The sequence below is a fragment of the Subdoligranulum sp. APC924/74 genome, assembly GCF_003324125.1.
GTDB lineage: Bacteria > Bacillota > Clostridia > Oscillospirales > Ruminococcaceae > Gemmiger > Gemmiger qucibialis.
The window spans coordinates 78,758-95,482 of the sequence record NZ_PSQF01000005.1 but is presented as its reverse complement, the minus strand read 5'-3'; the positions used below and the strand labels follow the sequence as shown (position 1 = coordinate 95,482).

Sequence of the window (16,725 nt, the reverse complement as noted above, 5' to 3'; positions counted from 1 at the left end):
ATTATCTGCGCTTTTGGCTTAGCAGCTGCCGCACCTCGCTCGCCGTATCGGCACTTAGAATTATGCGGTATTGCCTTTGATAAAAGCAGGAGGGAAACCAACTATGCCGCAGATCACGATCGGCAAAGGGCTTGCTTTTTATGAGGAAGCGCAGGCCCTGCCCGGTGTAAAACGAGTTGCCGGAATGGTAAAGCAGGATATTGAACTGGTGACAGGCATTCTGCCCGCCGGAATTACCGCCGGGCAGGGGAGTGGCTGTGCCGTGCTGTACGGTACCATCGGGCACAGCCCCATGCTGGATGCGCTGGAAGCCGCGGGCAAACTTGACCTGAATGCCATCCGGGGCAAATGGGAATGCTACAGCTTCCAGGTCATTGAGACCCCCCTGGCGGGCATTGGCGCCGCGCTGGTGATTGCGGGGAGCGACAAGCGCGGCACCATTTACGGGCTGTTCCATCTTTCGGAGCTGATCGGCGTTTCCCCGCTGGTCAACTGGAACCATGTCCTGCCGCGGCACCAGGACACTGTGGTATTGGATGATCGGGTGAACATGGTATCCAGGGTGCCGTCCGTCAAGTACCGCGGCTTTTTTATCAACGATGAATGGCCCGCCTTTGGCAACTGGGCCAAGACCCATTTTGGCAGCATGAACGCCGCCTGCTATGCGCCGGTATTTGAGCTGCTGCTGCGCATGAAAGGCAACTACCTGTGGCCTGCCATGTGGAATTCCAATTTCAGCCTGGACGGCCCTGGGCTGGAAAGCGCCGTACTGGCGGACGAACTGGGTGTGGTGATGAGCACCTCCCACCACGAACCCTGTATGCGCAGCGGGCAGGAATACAGCATGGTGCGGGGCAGGGATTCCATTTACGGCGATGCCTGGGATTACATTGCCAACCCAGAAGGCATTACCCGCTTTTGGCGCGACGGCCTGACCCGCAACAAAGATTTTGAGAACGTCATCACTCTTGGCATGCGCGGCGAAAATGACACTGCCATTATGCAGCACGCCACGCTGGAAGAGAACATTCAACTGATCCGCAATGTGCTGAAAACCCAGAACCAGCTGATCCGGGAGATTATTAACCCGGATGTCAGGCAGGTGCCGCGGCAGATCGTTTTCTTCTCAGAAACCGAAGAGTTCTTTTACGGCAGCAAGGAAACGCCAGGCCTAATCGGTGATCCGGAACTGGACGGCGTGACCCTGATGCTGAGCGACAACAACCACGGCTCCACCCGCACGCTGCCAAGCCCGGAAATGCGCAGCCACCCCGGCGGGTACGGCATGTACTACCACATGGACATGCACGGCGGGCCCCACTCATTTGAATGGGTGGGTGCCACCTACCTGCCCAAAGTGTGGGAGGAGATGACCGCCGCTTACGAATACGGCGTGCGGGAGATCTGGGTAACGAACATCGGTGATATTGGCACGCAGGAGTTCGGGCTTTCCTACTTCCTGGACCTGGCTTATGATATTGACGCCTGGGGCGGGCAGGATGCTGCCATTACCACCCAGTACACCGCACAGTGGGTGCGCCGCAACTTTGGCGCGGCTTTTGCACCGGCGGACCTGCCCCGCATTGAGGGCATCATCACCGACTACACCCGCCTGCTGGCCCGCAGAAAGCACGAGAAGATGGGGGAGAACACCTACCACCCGACCCATTACGGCGAGGCGGAGGAAGTGCTGCAAATTTCTGAGCATATCCTTACCGAATGTGATGCGCTGAAAACCGCCTGCCCGCAGGAGGACCTGAGCGCTTTTATCTCGCTGATCTACTTCCCGGCGTGCGGCACGGCCAATTTGATGAAGATGTGGATCCTGACCGGGCGCAACCATCTGTACGCCAAACAGAACCGCGTTGCCGCCAACCGGCTGGCCGATGAAGTGCAGGCCTGCATTGAAGCAGACGAAGCGCTGGTGAACGAATACCACACCGTGGACGGCGGCAAGTATTACGGGTTCGGGTTATCGGAGCACATCGGCTTTGTGTACTGGAACGACGAGGACAACAAGCTGCCCATCCGGATGTACATCACCCCGGCCAACCGGCCGCGGATGATCGTATCCCGCGTGGAAGATACCGAGTATGCCACCGGCTTTTGGTGGAATGGCCGCAAGCCGCAGGTATGGCAGGACTTTTTGCGGCCGGATGTCAGCCAGGTTGCGTTTGACGTTGCCTGCGGCAGCAAGTGCCCCATCAGCTGGCACATTGAGACCGACTGCCCCTGGATGCAGTTCAGCTGCACCGGCGGCACCGTGGCCGAAAATCAGCGCGTGACCCTGACGATTGACCGCAGCCAGATCACCGGCAAAGCGGCTGGACAGTTCGCTGTGGTGAATGAGCATATCCAGGAGGGGACCGGTGCGGCCAACATCATTGTGGAAGTGGACAATACGCCGGTCAGTTACCCCAAAGGAACTTTTGTGGAAGCCAACGGTTGCATTGCCATGGAAGCACAGCACTACACTGCCAAGCGGGATGTTCCCGGCGGCGGTTTTGCGCTGCTCAAGCCGTATGGCCGCCTGGGCACCGCGCTGAAAGTGTTCCCGGCTACCGCCAACTTTGAAAACAGTGAAGAGCGCCCCTATCTGGAATATGCGTTTGCTGCGGCAAAAGATGGAAACTATCACGTACAGTTCCATATGTCCGCCACCACACCGGTCACCTTTGAGCCAAAGCAGTATATCGGTTATTCGGTCAATGGCGGAGCGGTGCAGGTTGTAAACACCGTGCACGAGGAGAACCGACCGTTCTTTGGCAGCGAACAGTGGTACGCCGAGGGCTTTGCCAATGTAAAGCTGACCGAGGCCGTCATCCTGTGCCATGCGGGGGTCAACACACTGCGCTTTTATGCGGTCAGCCCAGCCATCATTCTGGAAAAGATCGTGCTTTGGCCGGACGGCACCACCCTGCCGGAATCCTACCTTGGCCCGCGGGAGAGTTACCGCTGCTGACGCAGCCAAGGCCGGCATAAAGCCAACAACAGATAAGTTCGAGGTATTGATATGAGTTCTACTATTTGCGCCCTTGCCACCCCACCGGGGGCAGGCGGCATTGCGGTCGTTCGGGTATCCGGACCGGAAGCGTATGCGGTGGTGGGGGAGATCTTCACCCCGCGCAACCCGGCAAAACGGGTTGCGGATGCCAAAGGCTACACCGCCATGCTGGGGCATTACCATCTGCGGGGTGAGGAGATGGATGAGACCATCGCCCTGTTTTTCCGCGCGCCACACAGCTACACTGGTGAGGATGTGATCGAGCTTTCAGTCCACGGCGGCAACGCCATGGCCCAGGGCCTGCTGGAAGCGCTGTACCTGGCCGGTGCTGCGCCCGCCGGCCCCGGCGAGTTTACCCGCCGCGCACTGGAAAACGGCCGCATGAGCCTGACCCAGGCCGAAGCCGTGATGGAGATCATCTCCGCCGAAGGGCGGCAGGGGGCAGCGCTGGCAAAGTCCGCTTTGGACGGCGCGCTGGCACAGCGCATTGCGGGCATCCAGGCCGCTTTGCAAACGCTGGCTGCCCACCTGACCGCCTGGATTGACTACCCGGAGGAGGATGTGCCGGAGGTATCGCAGGCAGAGCTGATCGCCACACTGAGCGAGCAGAAGAACACGCTGGACCAGCTGATTGCCGGGTACGGGGCCGGGGCGGTTTTGCGCCGCGGGGTGGACTGTGTGCTGCTGGGCCGCCCCAATGTGGGCAAAAGCACCCTGCTGAACCTGCTGGCCGGGTTTGACCGCGCCATTGTGACCCCCATTGCGGGCACCACCCGCGATGTGCTGGAGCAGGCCGTGATGCTGGGGGATACCGGCATCCGGCTGAACCTGTTTGACACCGCCGGTGTGCGGGATGTGGGGGAACACGGCGATGCTGTGGAAGCCGAGGGCATCCGCCGCAGCTGGAAAAAGCTGGAGGAAGCCGGGCTGGTGCTGGCCGTGTTCGACCTGGCCGCCCCGCTGAATGAGGAAGACCTGGAAATTGCACGCCGCTGCCAGGGCCGCCCTGCGCTGGCCATCCTGAACAAGCAGGATCTGGCCGGGCAGGGGGAAGCATTCACTGCCGCACAGCAGCAGTTAGTGCCTTACTTCAAGGCCATCATTCCGCTGACCGCGCGGGACGCCGCCAGCCTGCAGCCTTTGTGTCAGGCGGTCGCCCAACTGCTGGGCACCGCCAACCTGGACCCCAACGCTGCCGCGCTGTGCAGCGCCCGCCAGCTGAGCGCCGCCAAGGAAGCCCGCGATGCCCTTGCCGAAGCCCTGAACAGCCAGGAGGACGGCTTTGGGCTGGATGCTGCCGGGGTGTGCATCAGCGATGCGCAGCGTGCCCTTGCCCGCCTGACCGGTGAGGACGCCACCGAAGCTACCATTGACGAAGTGTTTTCTACCTTCTGTGTGGGCAAATAACCCACCTGTTCTTCTGCGTTTCAAGAGCGCCTGTTTACCCGCTATTTTCTGCGGGGGCAGGCGCTCTTTTATTGTGTTCCGGGCGCGGCTGTGATACAATGAAGTGACGAAAATTTCTTCCATCAAAGAGTTTTGATTTGAGGCATAGAGATTATGGATTTTTTGGGAAATTATGATGTGGTCGTGGTGGGTGCCGGACACGCCGGAATTGAAGCCGCCCATGCGGCAGCCATGCTTGGCGCCAAGACGGCGATCTTTACGTTGACATTGGATTTTATCGGCAACATGCCCTGCAACCCGTCCATTGGCGGCACAGCCAAGGGGCATCTGGTGCGGGAGATCGATGCGCTGGGCGGTTTGATGGGCATTGCAGCGGATGCCACCTTTTTGCAGAGCCGGATGCTGAACCGCGGCAAAGGCCCCGCGGTACACAGCCTGCGCGTACAGACTGACCGCAAGCGCTACCACATGTGGATGAAGCACGCGCTGGAACTGACCCCCAACCTGGAGATTCACCAGGCGGAGATCGTGCGGCTGGATGTGCAGAACGGCCATGTGTGCGGGGTGGTAACGGCGCTGGGCGGCTATTACAGCTGCAAGTGCGTGGTGATTGCCACCGGCACAGCGCTGGGCGGGCGCATTTTTGTGGGCGAAGCCCACTATGACGGCGGCCCGGACGGCACCCATGCGGCCACCGCGCTGACCAAGGATCTGACGGCCCACGGTGTGCCGCTGCGCCGCTTCAAGACCGGCACCCCGGCCCGCGTACACCGCCGCAGCATTGACTTCAGCAAATTGGACTGCCAGCCCGGCGACCCGGACGAGCTGCTGCAGCCGTTCAGCTTTATGACCCACAAGCCGATGCACAACAAGGTGGACTGCTACATTGCTTACACCAACCCGGAGACCCACAAGGTCATCCTGGACAATCTGAGCCGCTCGCCGCTGTACGGCGGGGACATTCAGGGTGTCGGCCCGCGATACTGCCCTTCGATTGAAGATAAGGTGGTGCGCTTTAAGGGCAAGGAACGCCACCCGGTGTTTGTGGAGCCCTGCGGCGAGGACACCGAGGAGATGTACCTGCAGGGGATGAGCTCCTCCCTGCCGGAAGCCGTGCAGAATGCCATGTACCGCACCATCAAGGGGTTTGAGAACCTGGAGATCATGCGCCCGGCTTATGCCATCGAGTATGACTGTGTGGACCCCACCAGCATGCTGCCCACGCTGGAAAGCAAGGTGATCGGCGGCATGTACGGGGCAGGGCAGTTCAACGGAACTTCCGGCTATGAGGAAGCCGCCGCGCAGGGCCTGCTGGCCGGCCTGAACGCCGCCCGCCAGGCTCTGGGCAAGAGCGAGCTGGTGCTGGCACGGCATACTTCCTATCTTGGCACGCTGGTGGACGACCTAGTAACCAAGGGCGTGATGGACCCCTACCGCATGATGACCAGCCGCAGCGAGTACCGCCTGAGCCTGCGGCAGGACAACGCCGATGAGCGCCTAACCCCCATTGGCCGGGAATACGGCCTTGTGGACGACACCCGCTGGGCGGCGTTCACCCATGATATGGAAGTGAAAAAGGCCGAGCTGCACCGGCTGGAAACCACCAAAGTACCGCTGGCGGAGCTGCGCACCGTTGCCCCGCCGGAAGTGCTGGAAACGCTGGGTGAATCCGGCGGCACGGCGGCGGAGCTGCTCAAGCGGCCCGGCGTACACTATGAGCTGCTGGCCAAGGTGATTGGCCGCGGGCAGGATGTGAGTGCTGCCATGGCCTTGCGCATTGAAACCGAGATCCGCTATGCCGGTTATATTGCCCGTGAGCAGCGCGCTATCCACGAGGTACAGCGCCACGAAAATGTGGTGATCCCCGATGACTTTGATTACGCCCCGCTGGAAACCGTGACGCTGGAAGCCCGCGAAAAGCTGGCGAAGATTCGCCCCCGCACGCTGGCACAGGCCGGACGCATTCCTGGTGTAAGCCCCAGCGACCTGGCCCAGCTGAGCATTGCCCTGATGAAAGCAGGGAAGACTGCGGCAGAATAAGGGGCGGGATACTCATTTTAAATTAAAAAAGAATAGAGAATAATGAATAATTGTTGTGTGATGCCCACGGCATCACATTTTAATTAAGTCAGCTGTTCCGGAAAAAATCATGGTCGCTCCATCGCAGCCAACCTATTTTATTTGCGCCGCAGCGGGCGGCGCACCGACATTGTTCTTTATTCATTATTATTTATTATTTTTATAAAGGAGCTTATATGATCGATAAAGAACGCCTTGCACAAAAATGTTCCACGTGGAACATTGTGCTGAGCGGTGCCCAGCTGGACCTGCTGGACCGCTATGCGGAAATTCTGGTGGATTACAACCAGAAGGTGAACCTGACGGCCATCACCAGCCCGGAGGGCATTGAGGACCGCCACTTTGCGGACAGCCTGCTGTTTGCCGCCCAGCCGGAAGTAACCGGCAAACTGGTGGACGTTGGCACCGGGGCAGGGTTCCCCGGTGTGGTGGCAAAAATTTTCAAGCCGGATTTGCAGCTGACCCTGATGGAGCCCACCGGCAAGCGGGTGGACTTTTTGAAGTACCTGTGCGGGGAACTTGGCCTGACGGGGGTAGAGTTCGCCAAGGAGCGCGCAGAGGAAGCCGCCCGCAAAATCTGGCGTGAACAGTTTGATGTCGCCAGCGCCCGTGCGGTAGCCGCCCTGCCGGTGCTGTGCGAATACTGCCTGCCGCTTGTGCGGGTTGGCGGGGTGTTCATTGCAATGAAAGGCCCTGATGCGGATGCTGAGTTGGGCGGTTCCGCTGCCGCCCTGAAAAAGCTGGGCGGTGCCTACGGCGATACCCGCGCGTTCACCCTGCCGGACGGCAGCGAGCGGCGGCTGGTAGTTTGCAAAAAGATTTCGCAAACGCCGACAGCTTACCCCCGCAACGGCGGAAAAATTGCAAAAAAGCCTCTTTAATTTAACAAAACTCCGGGTTTTACCTCGAATTGCGGCGAACGAATTTTCTTTCTAACCGGTTTGGCCTGTGCTATGCTTTTGATAAAAGGCAAGCACAGGCTTTTTTATTGCCTGTGCGGGGGAGGGAGAAGCCATATGTCCAAACCGGATAAAAAAGCCGCCAATCAGAAACCCGGCAAAATTGTTTTACTGCCGGTGGAGCAGATCGAGCCATCGCCGTTCCAGGCGCGCACCGCCTTTGATGAAACCGAGATTGCGGCGCTGGCTGTCAGCATTTTACAGAACGGGCTACTGCAGCCCATCAGCGTGCGCAAGACAGGCTACCACAAGTACCAGCTTGTGGCAGGGGAGCGGCGGCTGCGGGCCTGCCGCCTGGCGAAGCTGGAACGCATCCCGGCCATCATTCAGGACTTTGACGACAGCGAAACCGCTGCGCTGGGGCTGCTGGAAAATTTACAGCGCGCCCAACTGGATGCCTTTGATGCGGCAAGGGGCATCCGGGAGGTGATCCGGCTTTGGAACTGCACCCAGGCCGAAGCTGCACGCCGCCTGGGGTTAAGCCAGCCCGCGCTGGCCAACAAGCTGCGCTTACTTACCCTGACCACCGCCCAGCAGCAGCTCTGCACCGCTGCCGGTCTGACCGAGCGCCACGCCCGCGCTGTACTGCGCCTGCCGGAAAGCCGCCGCACCGCCGCGCTGGAAAAGATCGCACGGGACAAGCTGAGTGTGCGGGAAGCCGACCGTCTGGTGGACGCCATGCTGGCTGCCCCCAAAGACACCCCCGGCCCCTGCCGCAGCACGGTGCCGATGGTGGGGGATGTGCGGCTGTTTGTAAACACCTTACAGCACGCGGTTGACCTGATGACCCAGCGGGGCATTCCCGCCGTGACCAGCTGTGAGCAAGCGGATGGATTTTTGGAATACACGGTACGCATCCCCACCGCTACCCCTGCACCGCTGCCCGTGCCCAACACGCTGCCGGCGTGCCATGAGCCAGAGATGCCGAGCGGGGAAGGAAGCAGCCTTGGGGAAGTGGATGAGTTAGTTAGGAGTTAGGAGGGAGGAGTTTGGGCGAATGCGAAATTAGGAATTAGAAATGAGGAATTGGAGGTAGGGTGGGGGCACTTGACCCCGCCGGTACTATGGCTTACCTCGCCTGCAAATTTTGTGCCAACCTTTTCCCTGATTTTTGTAGTTGACGGCGTCCTCGACGTCCCGCGGACGGGCGTATATATCATTCGACGTTTGCGGACAATTACGCGGTAGGGCGGCCATCTCCGGCCTAAGAGCCGTGGCGTTGCCCCGGTTGGCCTCCGAAACGCGCCTGCGGGCGCAGAGCCCTCTGGCCGCCGGTGGGGGATTTGCACCATGAATTTTGGGGCACTACCTGTGGAACCACCCCTCAGGCCTCTCCGCGTCCAGCTCCCCTCTAGGGGAGCCATCATTTATTGAAACTTTGCGGCTAATTTAGTAATGGCATATATCGCAAGGCCTCGGAACGGTCGAGACCGTTCTCTACAGTGCATTTTATAATAGGCAATCAACATTTTACCATGCATCCCACCCGTAGGGGCGCACATTGTGCGCCCGCCGTCTCATACCATATAGCAGAATGAAATATTACACAAAGCCCGCCATGCGGGACGATGCAAGCATCGTCCCCTACAAACTGTTTTTATGCACAATCAATCTTACCGACAAAATAGATTTAGCTGAGGTTTGAGGTTCCCATACAAGAAGCGTTAAAATAGAAAAAGACTGGCTGTTCCGATGTGAACAGTCAGTCTTTTTTGGTATCTGGTATATATTCGATTACATCCCAAATTTCACAATCCAATATCCGGCACAAATCATCCAGTGTATTCGTTGTTACATTTCGTGTCTGTTTCAGTCTGTCTAATGTGCCCCGGCTGAACCCATACTGCGAAATTAAGGCATATGTTGAAACACCACGCTGCTTCATTGTCCGCCACAGCGGTGCGTAAGATATCATGGCTACATTTTCCTTTACTTGGTGCAATCCACTTTTATCTTTTATTATATTATGGAATTGATTCTTGACTATTCCCCATATACGGGGTATAATCCAGATATCAAGACGTTCAGCTTTTATAAAGGAGGTAATCATGAAAAAAGCAACTGCGATTCTTTTATCATCCGTAATTTTTGCATCCCTGTTGTGCAGCTGCGGCAAATCGGCGGATTCCTCTGCGGTTTCTTCTGCCGTCTCAACCAAAACTACTTCCCCCACAGCGGCACCGACCGAAGCACCCACGCCAGAACCCACCCAACAACCAGCCGGGCAGCCCGCCAGCCAGTTGTTCAGCAAAGTAACCGGTTTCAGCAGGGAATGGCAGGATGGAAAGCACGTTATCAACGGGCTTGATACTTCCGGTAACAAAATTTGCGGCATTATCGATGGCGGCGGCAACACCGTTTTAATGGATGGGTACACCGCGCTATATCCTTTGGCCGATGGGCACCTGATTGCTGCAACAGACGAAAATGTTTCCGGCGAATGCGTCTACACCGGGCGAACCATGGAGCTTTCCACCGCCGGTTTTGCCGGGGTTATTCTTGATGAAAACGGCAATGTGATTTATCAGCCGGATGAATCTCTGGGGTATGAACGGCTGTATCCGATCAATTCTCATCTCATTCTGTCCATCCGTGCCAAAACGGGTTTTGACGGGAAATCAGCATCCATGTGCGTATTGGACCAGGATGGTCAGTTTTTGTATGACTGCACCGATAGTTCCCACAATCTTGCTGATTTCATGGACTTTGATGACGATGGCATCGTATGGACTTTCTCCGGCGGTTTAATGTGGAAAATATCTTTTGGTCCTGATGATGATCTTGGTGAGAATCGTGTTCTCAAGATGGTCTTTAACTACGGTATTAACGGTATCACCTGCAACTTTTTTGAACATGATACTTACACTAGTAATTATATGTCCTTTTCTGAGTTTCCTTATCTACAAAACTATGGTACTTACTTTTCTTGTCTTGACCCCTATAATTCTTCCTGCTTTATTGTTGGAGGAAGAGCTTTTAATCCTGCAAGTGAGAGCACCTATCTTCTTCCTTGGAGTGCCTTTCCTTCTGACGCACTTGACTGTACCGCCATCAACACCTGGCAAGATACTCTCGCAAATGAAGTATCGAATAGTAAAATTTCATTTTTAGGTTCTGATTCTTCCGGTCTTGGCTACTTCTGCCGCACCATTTACCCTGATATGATGCTCCGCGATTCAACGAAAACTTACTTTACTGCGGCTGGAGATGAAATTGACATTCCTCAAAACTATATGGATGCTCTTGAATCTGTAAACCTTTTGGATAATAAATTTTTGCTTACCCTAAAGGGTGCCGATGGGAAAACTTATTTCACCCTGTTGGATCTTGCCGATGGCAGTACATTCGCTCCTGTCCTTATTCCGGATTCTCCACAAGTTGTCGCACAAAACGGTTCTGTACTTGCAATCTGTTCTCCCGGCAAATCTTTCCGGATTTACAGCGTTGAAAACGGAACGGAACTGGATACATTTGATATCTCTGAATCGGACGGCTACAGAGTTGATGACATTTTCTTTAGTGGTAACTATCTTATCATTTGCTGCTATGATGACAGCAATGAGGATTTTCTCTATCATGTATACTCTTTGAATGACGGCGCACTTATTATTTAAGCAACGCCACAAAAACAGGGTAACCATTTTTTCCTTTATCCATCCCATTCACATAAACCGCACAAAAATGAATCGTTCCCGGTAATTTTCCCCCGGGAATGTTCCACGTGGAACATTCCCGGGGGGATTTTTTGTGTTTTTGGGGGTTAGGACTTCCACAAAAGGGGCTGCTGTGTTATAATAAATAAGTTCTTAGCGGTTCCAAACGATACATGGAGGGTAAAATGGCAAAAGTAATTGCAATCGCAAACCAAAAGGGCGGCGTTGGCAAAACGACCACCTGCGTCAACCTTTCTTCCTGCGTGGCTGCGCTGGGCAAAAAGGTTCTCGTGGTTGACCTTGACCCGCAGGGCAATACCACCTCGGGTTACGGCGTTGCAAAAAAAGGCCAGCAATCCAACATTTACACCTGCCTGATCAACGATGATGACGTTCGGCAGGCCATCGTTCACACTAAGTTCAACGCAGACCTGATTGCTTCCAACACGCAGCTGGCCGGTGCTGTGGTGGAGCTGGTGGAGCTGCCCCGGCGCGAAAACCGCCTGCGCAGCATCCTGGCACCGCTGATTCCTTTGTACGATTATGTGTTCATTGACTGCCCGCCCTCGCTGGATCTGCTGACCGTCAACGGTCTTTGCGCCTGCGATACGGTGCTGATCCCCATTCAGTGCGAGTATTATGCGCTGGAGGGGCTTTCGGAGCTGATGAATACCTTAAAGATCGTGCGCAAAAAATACAACCATTACCTGGACATTGAGGGCGTGGTGTTCACCATGTACTCCGGCCGGTTCAACCTGACCATGCAGGTGGTTGCACAGGTCAAAAAGTACTATGGCAACAAGGTTTACAAAACCGTTGTGCCACGCACCGTGCGCCTTTCGGAAGCGCCCAGTTTTGGTATGCCCATCAATTTTTACGAGCCGAACGGCAAGGGCAGCGAAGCCTATATGGCCATGGCGCGTGAATTTTTGGAAAATAACGAGCGGGAATGACCCTGGTTTTCCTGTTTGGGAAAGGGAAGTGTGTGAATGGCAAAACGCAAATTGGGCGGCCTTGGCAAAGGGCTGGACAGCCTGTTTGAAGACCTGCCCATGACCGAAGATGCTAGCCCGGATCTGACCCGCCTGCCTGTGCGGGAGATTGAGCCGGACCCCGACCAGCCGCGCAAGAACTTTGACGAGGACGCCATGGCGGCCCTGGCAGAGAGCATTGGCGAAAACGGCCTGCTGCAGCCCATTGCGGTGCGCGCCAAAAAGACCGGGCCGGGCTATGTGATCATTGCGGGTGAGCGCCGCTGGCGTGCCGCGCGCATGGCCGGGCTGGATGAAGTTCCGGTTTTGATCAAAGAAGTTACCGATGAACAGGCCGCTGCGCTGGCCCTGATCGAGAACTTACAGCGTGAGGATCTGGACCCCATTGAAGTGGCTGAGGGCTGCAAAAAGCTGATTGAGCGCTATGGTTTAACGCAGGAAGAAGCCGCCAAGCGGCTGGGCAAAAGCCGCAGCGCCATTACCAACGCCATGCGCCTGCTGAACCTGCCGGAGTATGTGCGGGATCAGGTGCGGACAGGGGACATCAGTGCGGGCCATGCCAAAGCGCTGTTAAGCCTTAACTCACCGGAGCAGATGTCCGCCGCGGCGGACCAAATCATTGCCAAGGACATGAGCGTGCGCCAGGCCGAAGCTTTGTGCCGCAAAATGTCCAAGCCGCCGAAGCCCGCCAAGGAAGAGGATGCCTTTACCCGCCCGGTGCTTGCCGTGGAGGTGGAGGGTGCCCTGAAAGAGACCACCGGCAGTGAAGTGCATGTGGACTACAAGGGCGGCAAGGGCGTGCTGCACATTGCATTTTATTCTGATGCGCAGCTGCAGCAGTTCGCCGGGCTGCTGGGACAGTATGACCCTGAGCAGGCCGCCGAGGCGGCTGATCCGTCCGGTGAGGACGAGGCATAACTCTTTCATTTTATCACTTTAGATTTCAGGCATTTGCAAAATTACAAATAGAGGAAAGGATTTTGAATCATGTTGGATATTCGTTTTGTGCGTGAGCACCCCGACGAGGTCAAGGAGAACATTAAAAAGAAGTTTCAGGATGCCAAGCTGCCGCTGGTAGACGAGGTCATCAATCTGGATGCTGAGTACCGCGCCGCCATTGGCGAGGGTGACACCCTGCGCGCCAACCGCAACAAGCTTTCCAAGCAGATTGGCATGCTGATGGGCCAGGCTAAAAAGGACCCCAGCAAGGCCGCCGAAGCCGAGGAAATCAAGAAGCAGGTGACCGCACAGGCTGACCGCCTGAAAGAGCTGGAAACCAAGGAAGCCGAGCTGCAGGACAAGATCCGCGACATCATGTACACCATCCCGCAGATGATCGACCCCAGTGTGCCCATCGGCCCGGACGACAGCTGCAATGTGGAAGTACAGCGCTTTGGCGATCCTGTTGTGCCGGATTATCCCATCCCGTACCATGTTGACATCATGGAAAGCTTTGACGGCATTGACCTGGATGCTGCAGGCCGCGTTTCCGGCAACGGCTTCTACTATCTGCTGGGCGACATTGCCCGCCTGCACGAAGCTGTTCTGGCTTACGCCCGCGATTTTATGATCGACAAGGGCTTCACCTATGTCATCCCCCCGTTCATGATGCACGGCGATGTGGTGAAGGGCGTTATGTCCTTCCCCGAAATGGATGCCATGATGTACAAGATCGAGGGTGAGGACCTGTACCTGATCGGCACTTCTGAGCACACCATGATCGGCCGTTTCATTGACCAGACCCTGGACGGCGCCAAGCTGCCCCTGACCCTGACCAGCTACAGCCCCTGCTTCCGCAAGGAGAAGGGTGCCCACGGCATTGAGGAGCGAGGCATTTACCGCATCCACCAGTTCGAGAAGCAGGAAATGATCGTCGTCTGCAAGCCGGAGGACAGCATGAGCTGGTACGACAAGCTGTGGCACAACTCTGTTGAGCTGTTCCGCTCTATGGAGATTCCCGTTCGCCAGCTGGAGTGCTGCTCCGGCGACCTGGCTGACCTTAAGGTGAAGAGCTGCGACATTGAGGCTTGGAGCCCGCGTCAGCAGAAGTACTTTGAGGTTTGCAGCTGCTCCAACCTGGGCGATGCCCAGGCACGCCGTCTGCGCATCCGCTACAAGGATGAGAATGGCAAGACCCAGCTGGCCCATACCCTGAACAACACCTGCGTTGCCCCGCCGCGCATGCTGATTGCTTTCCTGGAGAATCACCTGCAGGCTGACGGCACCGTGACCATTCCGGCTGTTCTGCAGCCGTACATGGGCGGCAAGACCGTGCTGGTACCGAAGAAGAAGTAATTTTCTTTTTAGAGTTATTTTCCAGCCTTTTTTGAAAAAAGGCTGGGCGAAAAACTTTAATCAGACCAAATATAAAAAGCCCCGTGTGAAGGGAAAGGGAACAGGCGCAGGTCTGTTGAGCTTTCCCCTGCACGGGGCTTTTGGGGGTCAGCCTTTTTCAAAAAGCTGGGCCGCCGAAACAAAACGAAAATTGCAAAACAAAAATCTCAGCCGTGCGGTATCCTACCTGCACAACTGAGATTTTGTTTTGTGTCTGTTTTTATTGCGGTTACTCTTCCTCTTTCCAGTGCTTCAGCCGGGAAAGGTAAGTATCAAACTGGGCGCGGCAAACGGCGGCGGGGGCGTTATCCGGGTTGGGCATATGTGCCATCAGATAATCCAGCAGGGAAGCTTTGGTGGGATAGGCGAACTGGCCATCGGCATAGCACCACTTACAATAATCCTCGTTAAAGGCACCATCCGGCCCTTTGCTCAAGGTGGAATCATCCAGCGGCATGCCGCAGCACTGGCAGACCATGGTGCGCGGGCTGCCCAACAGGGTGTTGATGGAGACATCAAACAGCTGGGACAGCAGTTTCAGAGTTTCGGTGTTGGGCACGGTTTCGCCCGTCTCCCTTAATTAAAGATATTGTTGGGTAAAAAAGAAAGGTCAGTCGATTTTGCCGATGAAGCGGTAGTAGATTTCTACTTCCTGCTCACGGCTTCCGTCCTCGCCCTTGACAGCTTCGTGGACGGTTATTTTTTCAATTAGAGTGTTCAGAAGTTCGGCGGTCAGCTCCACAGGGTTGACATACTGTTTCATCAGGGCAATCCACTTTTCAGCATCCGCTGCGGTCTGTACGGCGGCTTCCATCGTTTCGTGAAGCTGTCTTATTTTTGTTTCAAGCTCCTTTTGCTCGTTCTGGTACTTCTCGGACAGCATATTGAAGTTATACTCGGTTATGCGTCCGGCAGACCAGTCCTCATACATTTTAGCAAACAGCCCGTCAACCTCGGCTTTACGCTTCTCTGCCTTTTTCAGCTCCGCAGCCTGCTTTTTCTTCGCAGAGTTTCTTTCCCTGTCGCTGGCATTGAGCAGGCGTTTCAGCAGATTGTCCTCGTCTTTCTGTGCCAGCATAGACCAGTATTGCAGTCTTGCAAGCACATAGGCATACAGTACATCATAGCGGATATAGTGCATGGAACACTGGCGTAATCCCTGCCCGTTCTTGCTGCAATGGTAGTACCCGTATGGGTTCTTATTCTGCTTGTTTTCCCCATAGGCTAAAGACCATCCGCAGTCTGCACATTTTATCAATCCTGCGAAAATCTGTGTCGTACCGTTTCTGCGTTTCCTGCGTCTGCTTGCAATCAGCTCCTGAACTTTTTGGAACACTTCTTCAGAAATGATGGCTTCGTGGGTATTTTCCACACGATACCATTCTTCCTGCGGCTTCCGCACCTTTTTCTTGTTCTTGAATGAAATGTTGCTCTGCTTGTTGTGAATGCTGTGACCGATGTAGGTTTCCTCTTTCAAAATGCTCTTGACCTGTGCTATCGTCCACGCATAGGCTTTTTCTGCGGGCGCACCGGCGTAGATATTGGCGAAAGTCCCGTATCTTTCATAGTTCAGCCAGCCGGGGGTAGGTACTTTTTCCTCCACCAGAATCCGTGTAATGCTGGCGGCTCCACGCCCGTGTACAGCAAGGTCAAAAATCTTCTCTACAATCCAGCGTGTTTCCGGGTCGATCAGAAGATGACCTTTTTTGTCCGGGTCTTTTACATAGCCCAGCGGTGCATAGGCTCCATAGTGTGCGCCATTGGCAAATCTTGTGTGCATGGCAGCCTTGACCTTTTTGCTGGTCTGTCGGGCGTGCATTTCATTCAGGATGTTTAAGAACGGTGCAAGCTCGCTTTCTCCGTTGATGGTGTCCACATTGTCATTGATGGCAATGTAGCGTACTCCCTTGCTGGGGAAATAGATTTCCGTGTACTGACCGGTCAGGATATAGTTTCTTCCCAGACGGGATAAGTCCTTTGTGACAACGCAGTTGATTTTCCCGTCTTCGATGTCATCAATCATCCTTTGGAAACTTGGACGCTCGAAATTTGTCCCACTCCATCCGTCGTCAATGTACTCGTCTACAACGGTCAGCCCATGCTCTGCGGCATACTGTCTAAGCATCATGCGCTGGGTCTGGATACTGCCGCTTTCCCCCTGTAATTCATCGTCACGGCTCAATCTCAAATATAGTGCAGTGTTATAAATCGTTGTATTGTATGGTTGTTTCACGGTTAAAAATCCTCCTTCTAAAAGAAACAACCCACGCTTATACAATACTCGCTGGTACAAGTAT

The 16,725-nt window shown here is 55.5% G+C and carries 12 protein-coding genes; 9 read left to right on the top strand and 3 right to left on the bottom strand.

The features are described 5' to 3' along the window. The first annotated feature begins 103 nt into the window (after positions 1-103). From C4885_RS03355 to C4885_RS03335, 5 genes are all read left to right on the top strand, one after another. A complete protein-coding gene (locus C4885_RS03355; RefSeq protein WP_113998991.1) occupies positions 104-2,962 on the top strand; it encodes a glycosyl hydrolase 115 family protein in 2,859 nt (952 codons plus the stop codon). Positions 2,963-3,013: 51 nt separating this feature from the next. Continuing rightward, positions 3,014-4,411 (top strand): tRNA uridine-5-carboxymethylaminomethyl(34) synthesis GTPase MnmE, encoded by a 1,398-nt coding sequence (mnmE, locus tag C4885_RS03350; RefSeq protein ID WP_113998990.1) that lies wholly within the window; start codon positions 3,014-3,016, stop codon positions 4,409-4,411. 153 nt (positions 4,412-4,564) lie between these two features. Then, positions 4,565-6,451, top strand: a complete 1,887-nt coding sequence (gene mnmG / locus C4885_RS03345) for a tRNA uridine-5-carboxymethylaminomethyl(34) synthesis enzyme MnmG (protein WP_113998989.1) — start codon at positions 4,565-4,567, stop codon at positions 6,449-6,451. 215 nt (positions 6,452-6,666) lie between these two features. Then, on the top strand, positions 6,667-7,371 hold the full coding sequence (gene rsmG / locus C4885_RS03340; RefSeq protein WP_113998988.1) for a 16S rRNA (guanine(527)-N(7))-methyltransferase RsmG: 705 nt from the start codon (positions 6,667-6,669) through the stop codon (positions 7,369-7,371). Positions 7,372-7,506: 135 nt separating this feature from the next. Next, positions 7,507-8,427 (top strand): ParB/RepB/Spo0J family partition protein, encoded by a 921-nt coding sequence (locus tag C4885_RS03335; RefSeq protein ID WP_113998987.1) that lies wholly within the window; start codon positions 7,507-7,509, stop codon positions 8,425-8,427. Between the two features lie 724 nt (positions 8,428-9,151). Here the strand turns inward: C4885_RS03335 and C4885_RS03330 are convergent. Beyond that, the gene (locus C4885_RS03330; RefSeq protein WP_333559382.1) at positions 9,152-9,334 is read right to left on the bottom strand and encodes a helix-turn-helix transcriptional regulator; all 183 of its coding nucleotides are present in this window, start codon (positions 9,332-9,334) and stop codon (positions 9,152-9,154) included. Positions 9,335-9,497: 163 nt separating this feature from the next. On the opposite strand from C4885_RS03330, the gene C4885_RS03325 reads away from it, so the two are divergent. The 4 genes from C4885_RS03325 to serS all read left to right on the top strand — a co-directional run bounded on the left by C4885_RS03325 (position 9,498) and on the right by serS (position 14,389). Further along, entirely contained in the window at positions 9,498-11,063 is a 1,566-nt protein-coding gene (locus C4885_RS03325; protein WP_113998986.1) for a PT domain-containing protein, read from the top strand. A 224-nt stretch (positions 11,064-11,287) separates the two neighbouring features. Next, entirely contained in the window at positions 11,288-12,055 is a 768-nt protein-coding gene (locus tag C4885_RS03320) for a ParA family protein (protein ID WP_113998985.1), read from the top strand. Between the two features lie 36 nt (positions 12,056-12,091). Further along, the gene (locus tag C4885_RS03315; protein WP_113998984.1) at positions 12,092-13,012 is read left to right on the top strand and encodes a ParB/RepB/Spo0J family partition protein; all 921 of its coding nucleotides are present in this window, start codon (positions 12,092-12,094) and stop codon (positions 13,010-13,012) included. A 69-nt stretch (positions 13,013-13,081) separates the two neighbouring features. Continuing rightward, complete coding sequence (gene serS, locus C4885_RS03310) at positions 13,082-14,389, top strand: serine--tRNA ligase (RefSeq protein WP_113998983.1); 1,308 nt, start codon at positions 13,082-13,084, stop codon at positions 14,387-14,389. A 268-nt stretch (positions 14,390-14,657) separates the two neighbouring features. Here serS and C4885_RS03305 read toward each other — a convergent pair whose 3' ends face one another. Next, positions 14,658-14,987, bottom strand: coding sequence for a zinc ribbon domain-containing protein (locus tag C4885_RS03305; RefSeq protein ID WP_113998982.1), 330 nt, complete (start codon positions 14,985-14,987; stop codon positions 14,658-14,660). Between the two features lie 51 nt (positions 14,988-15,038). Next, on the bottom strand, positions 15,039-16,661 hold the full coding sequence (locus C4885_RS03300; RefSeq protein ID WP_014079459.1) for a recombinase family protein: 1,623 nt from the start codon (positions 16,659-16,661) through the stop codon (positions 15,039-15,041). Positions 16,662-16,725 lie beyond the last annotated feature (64 nt).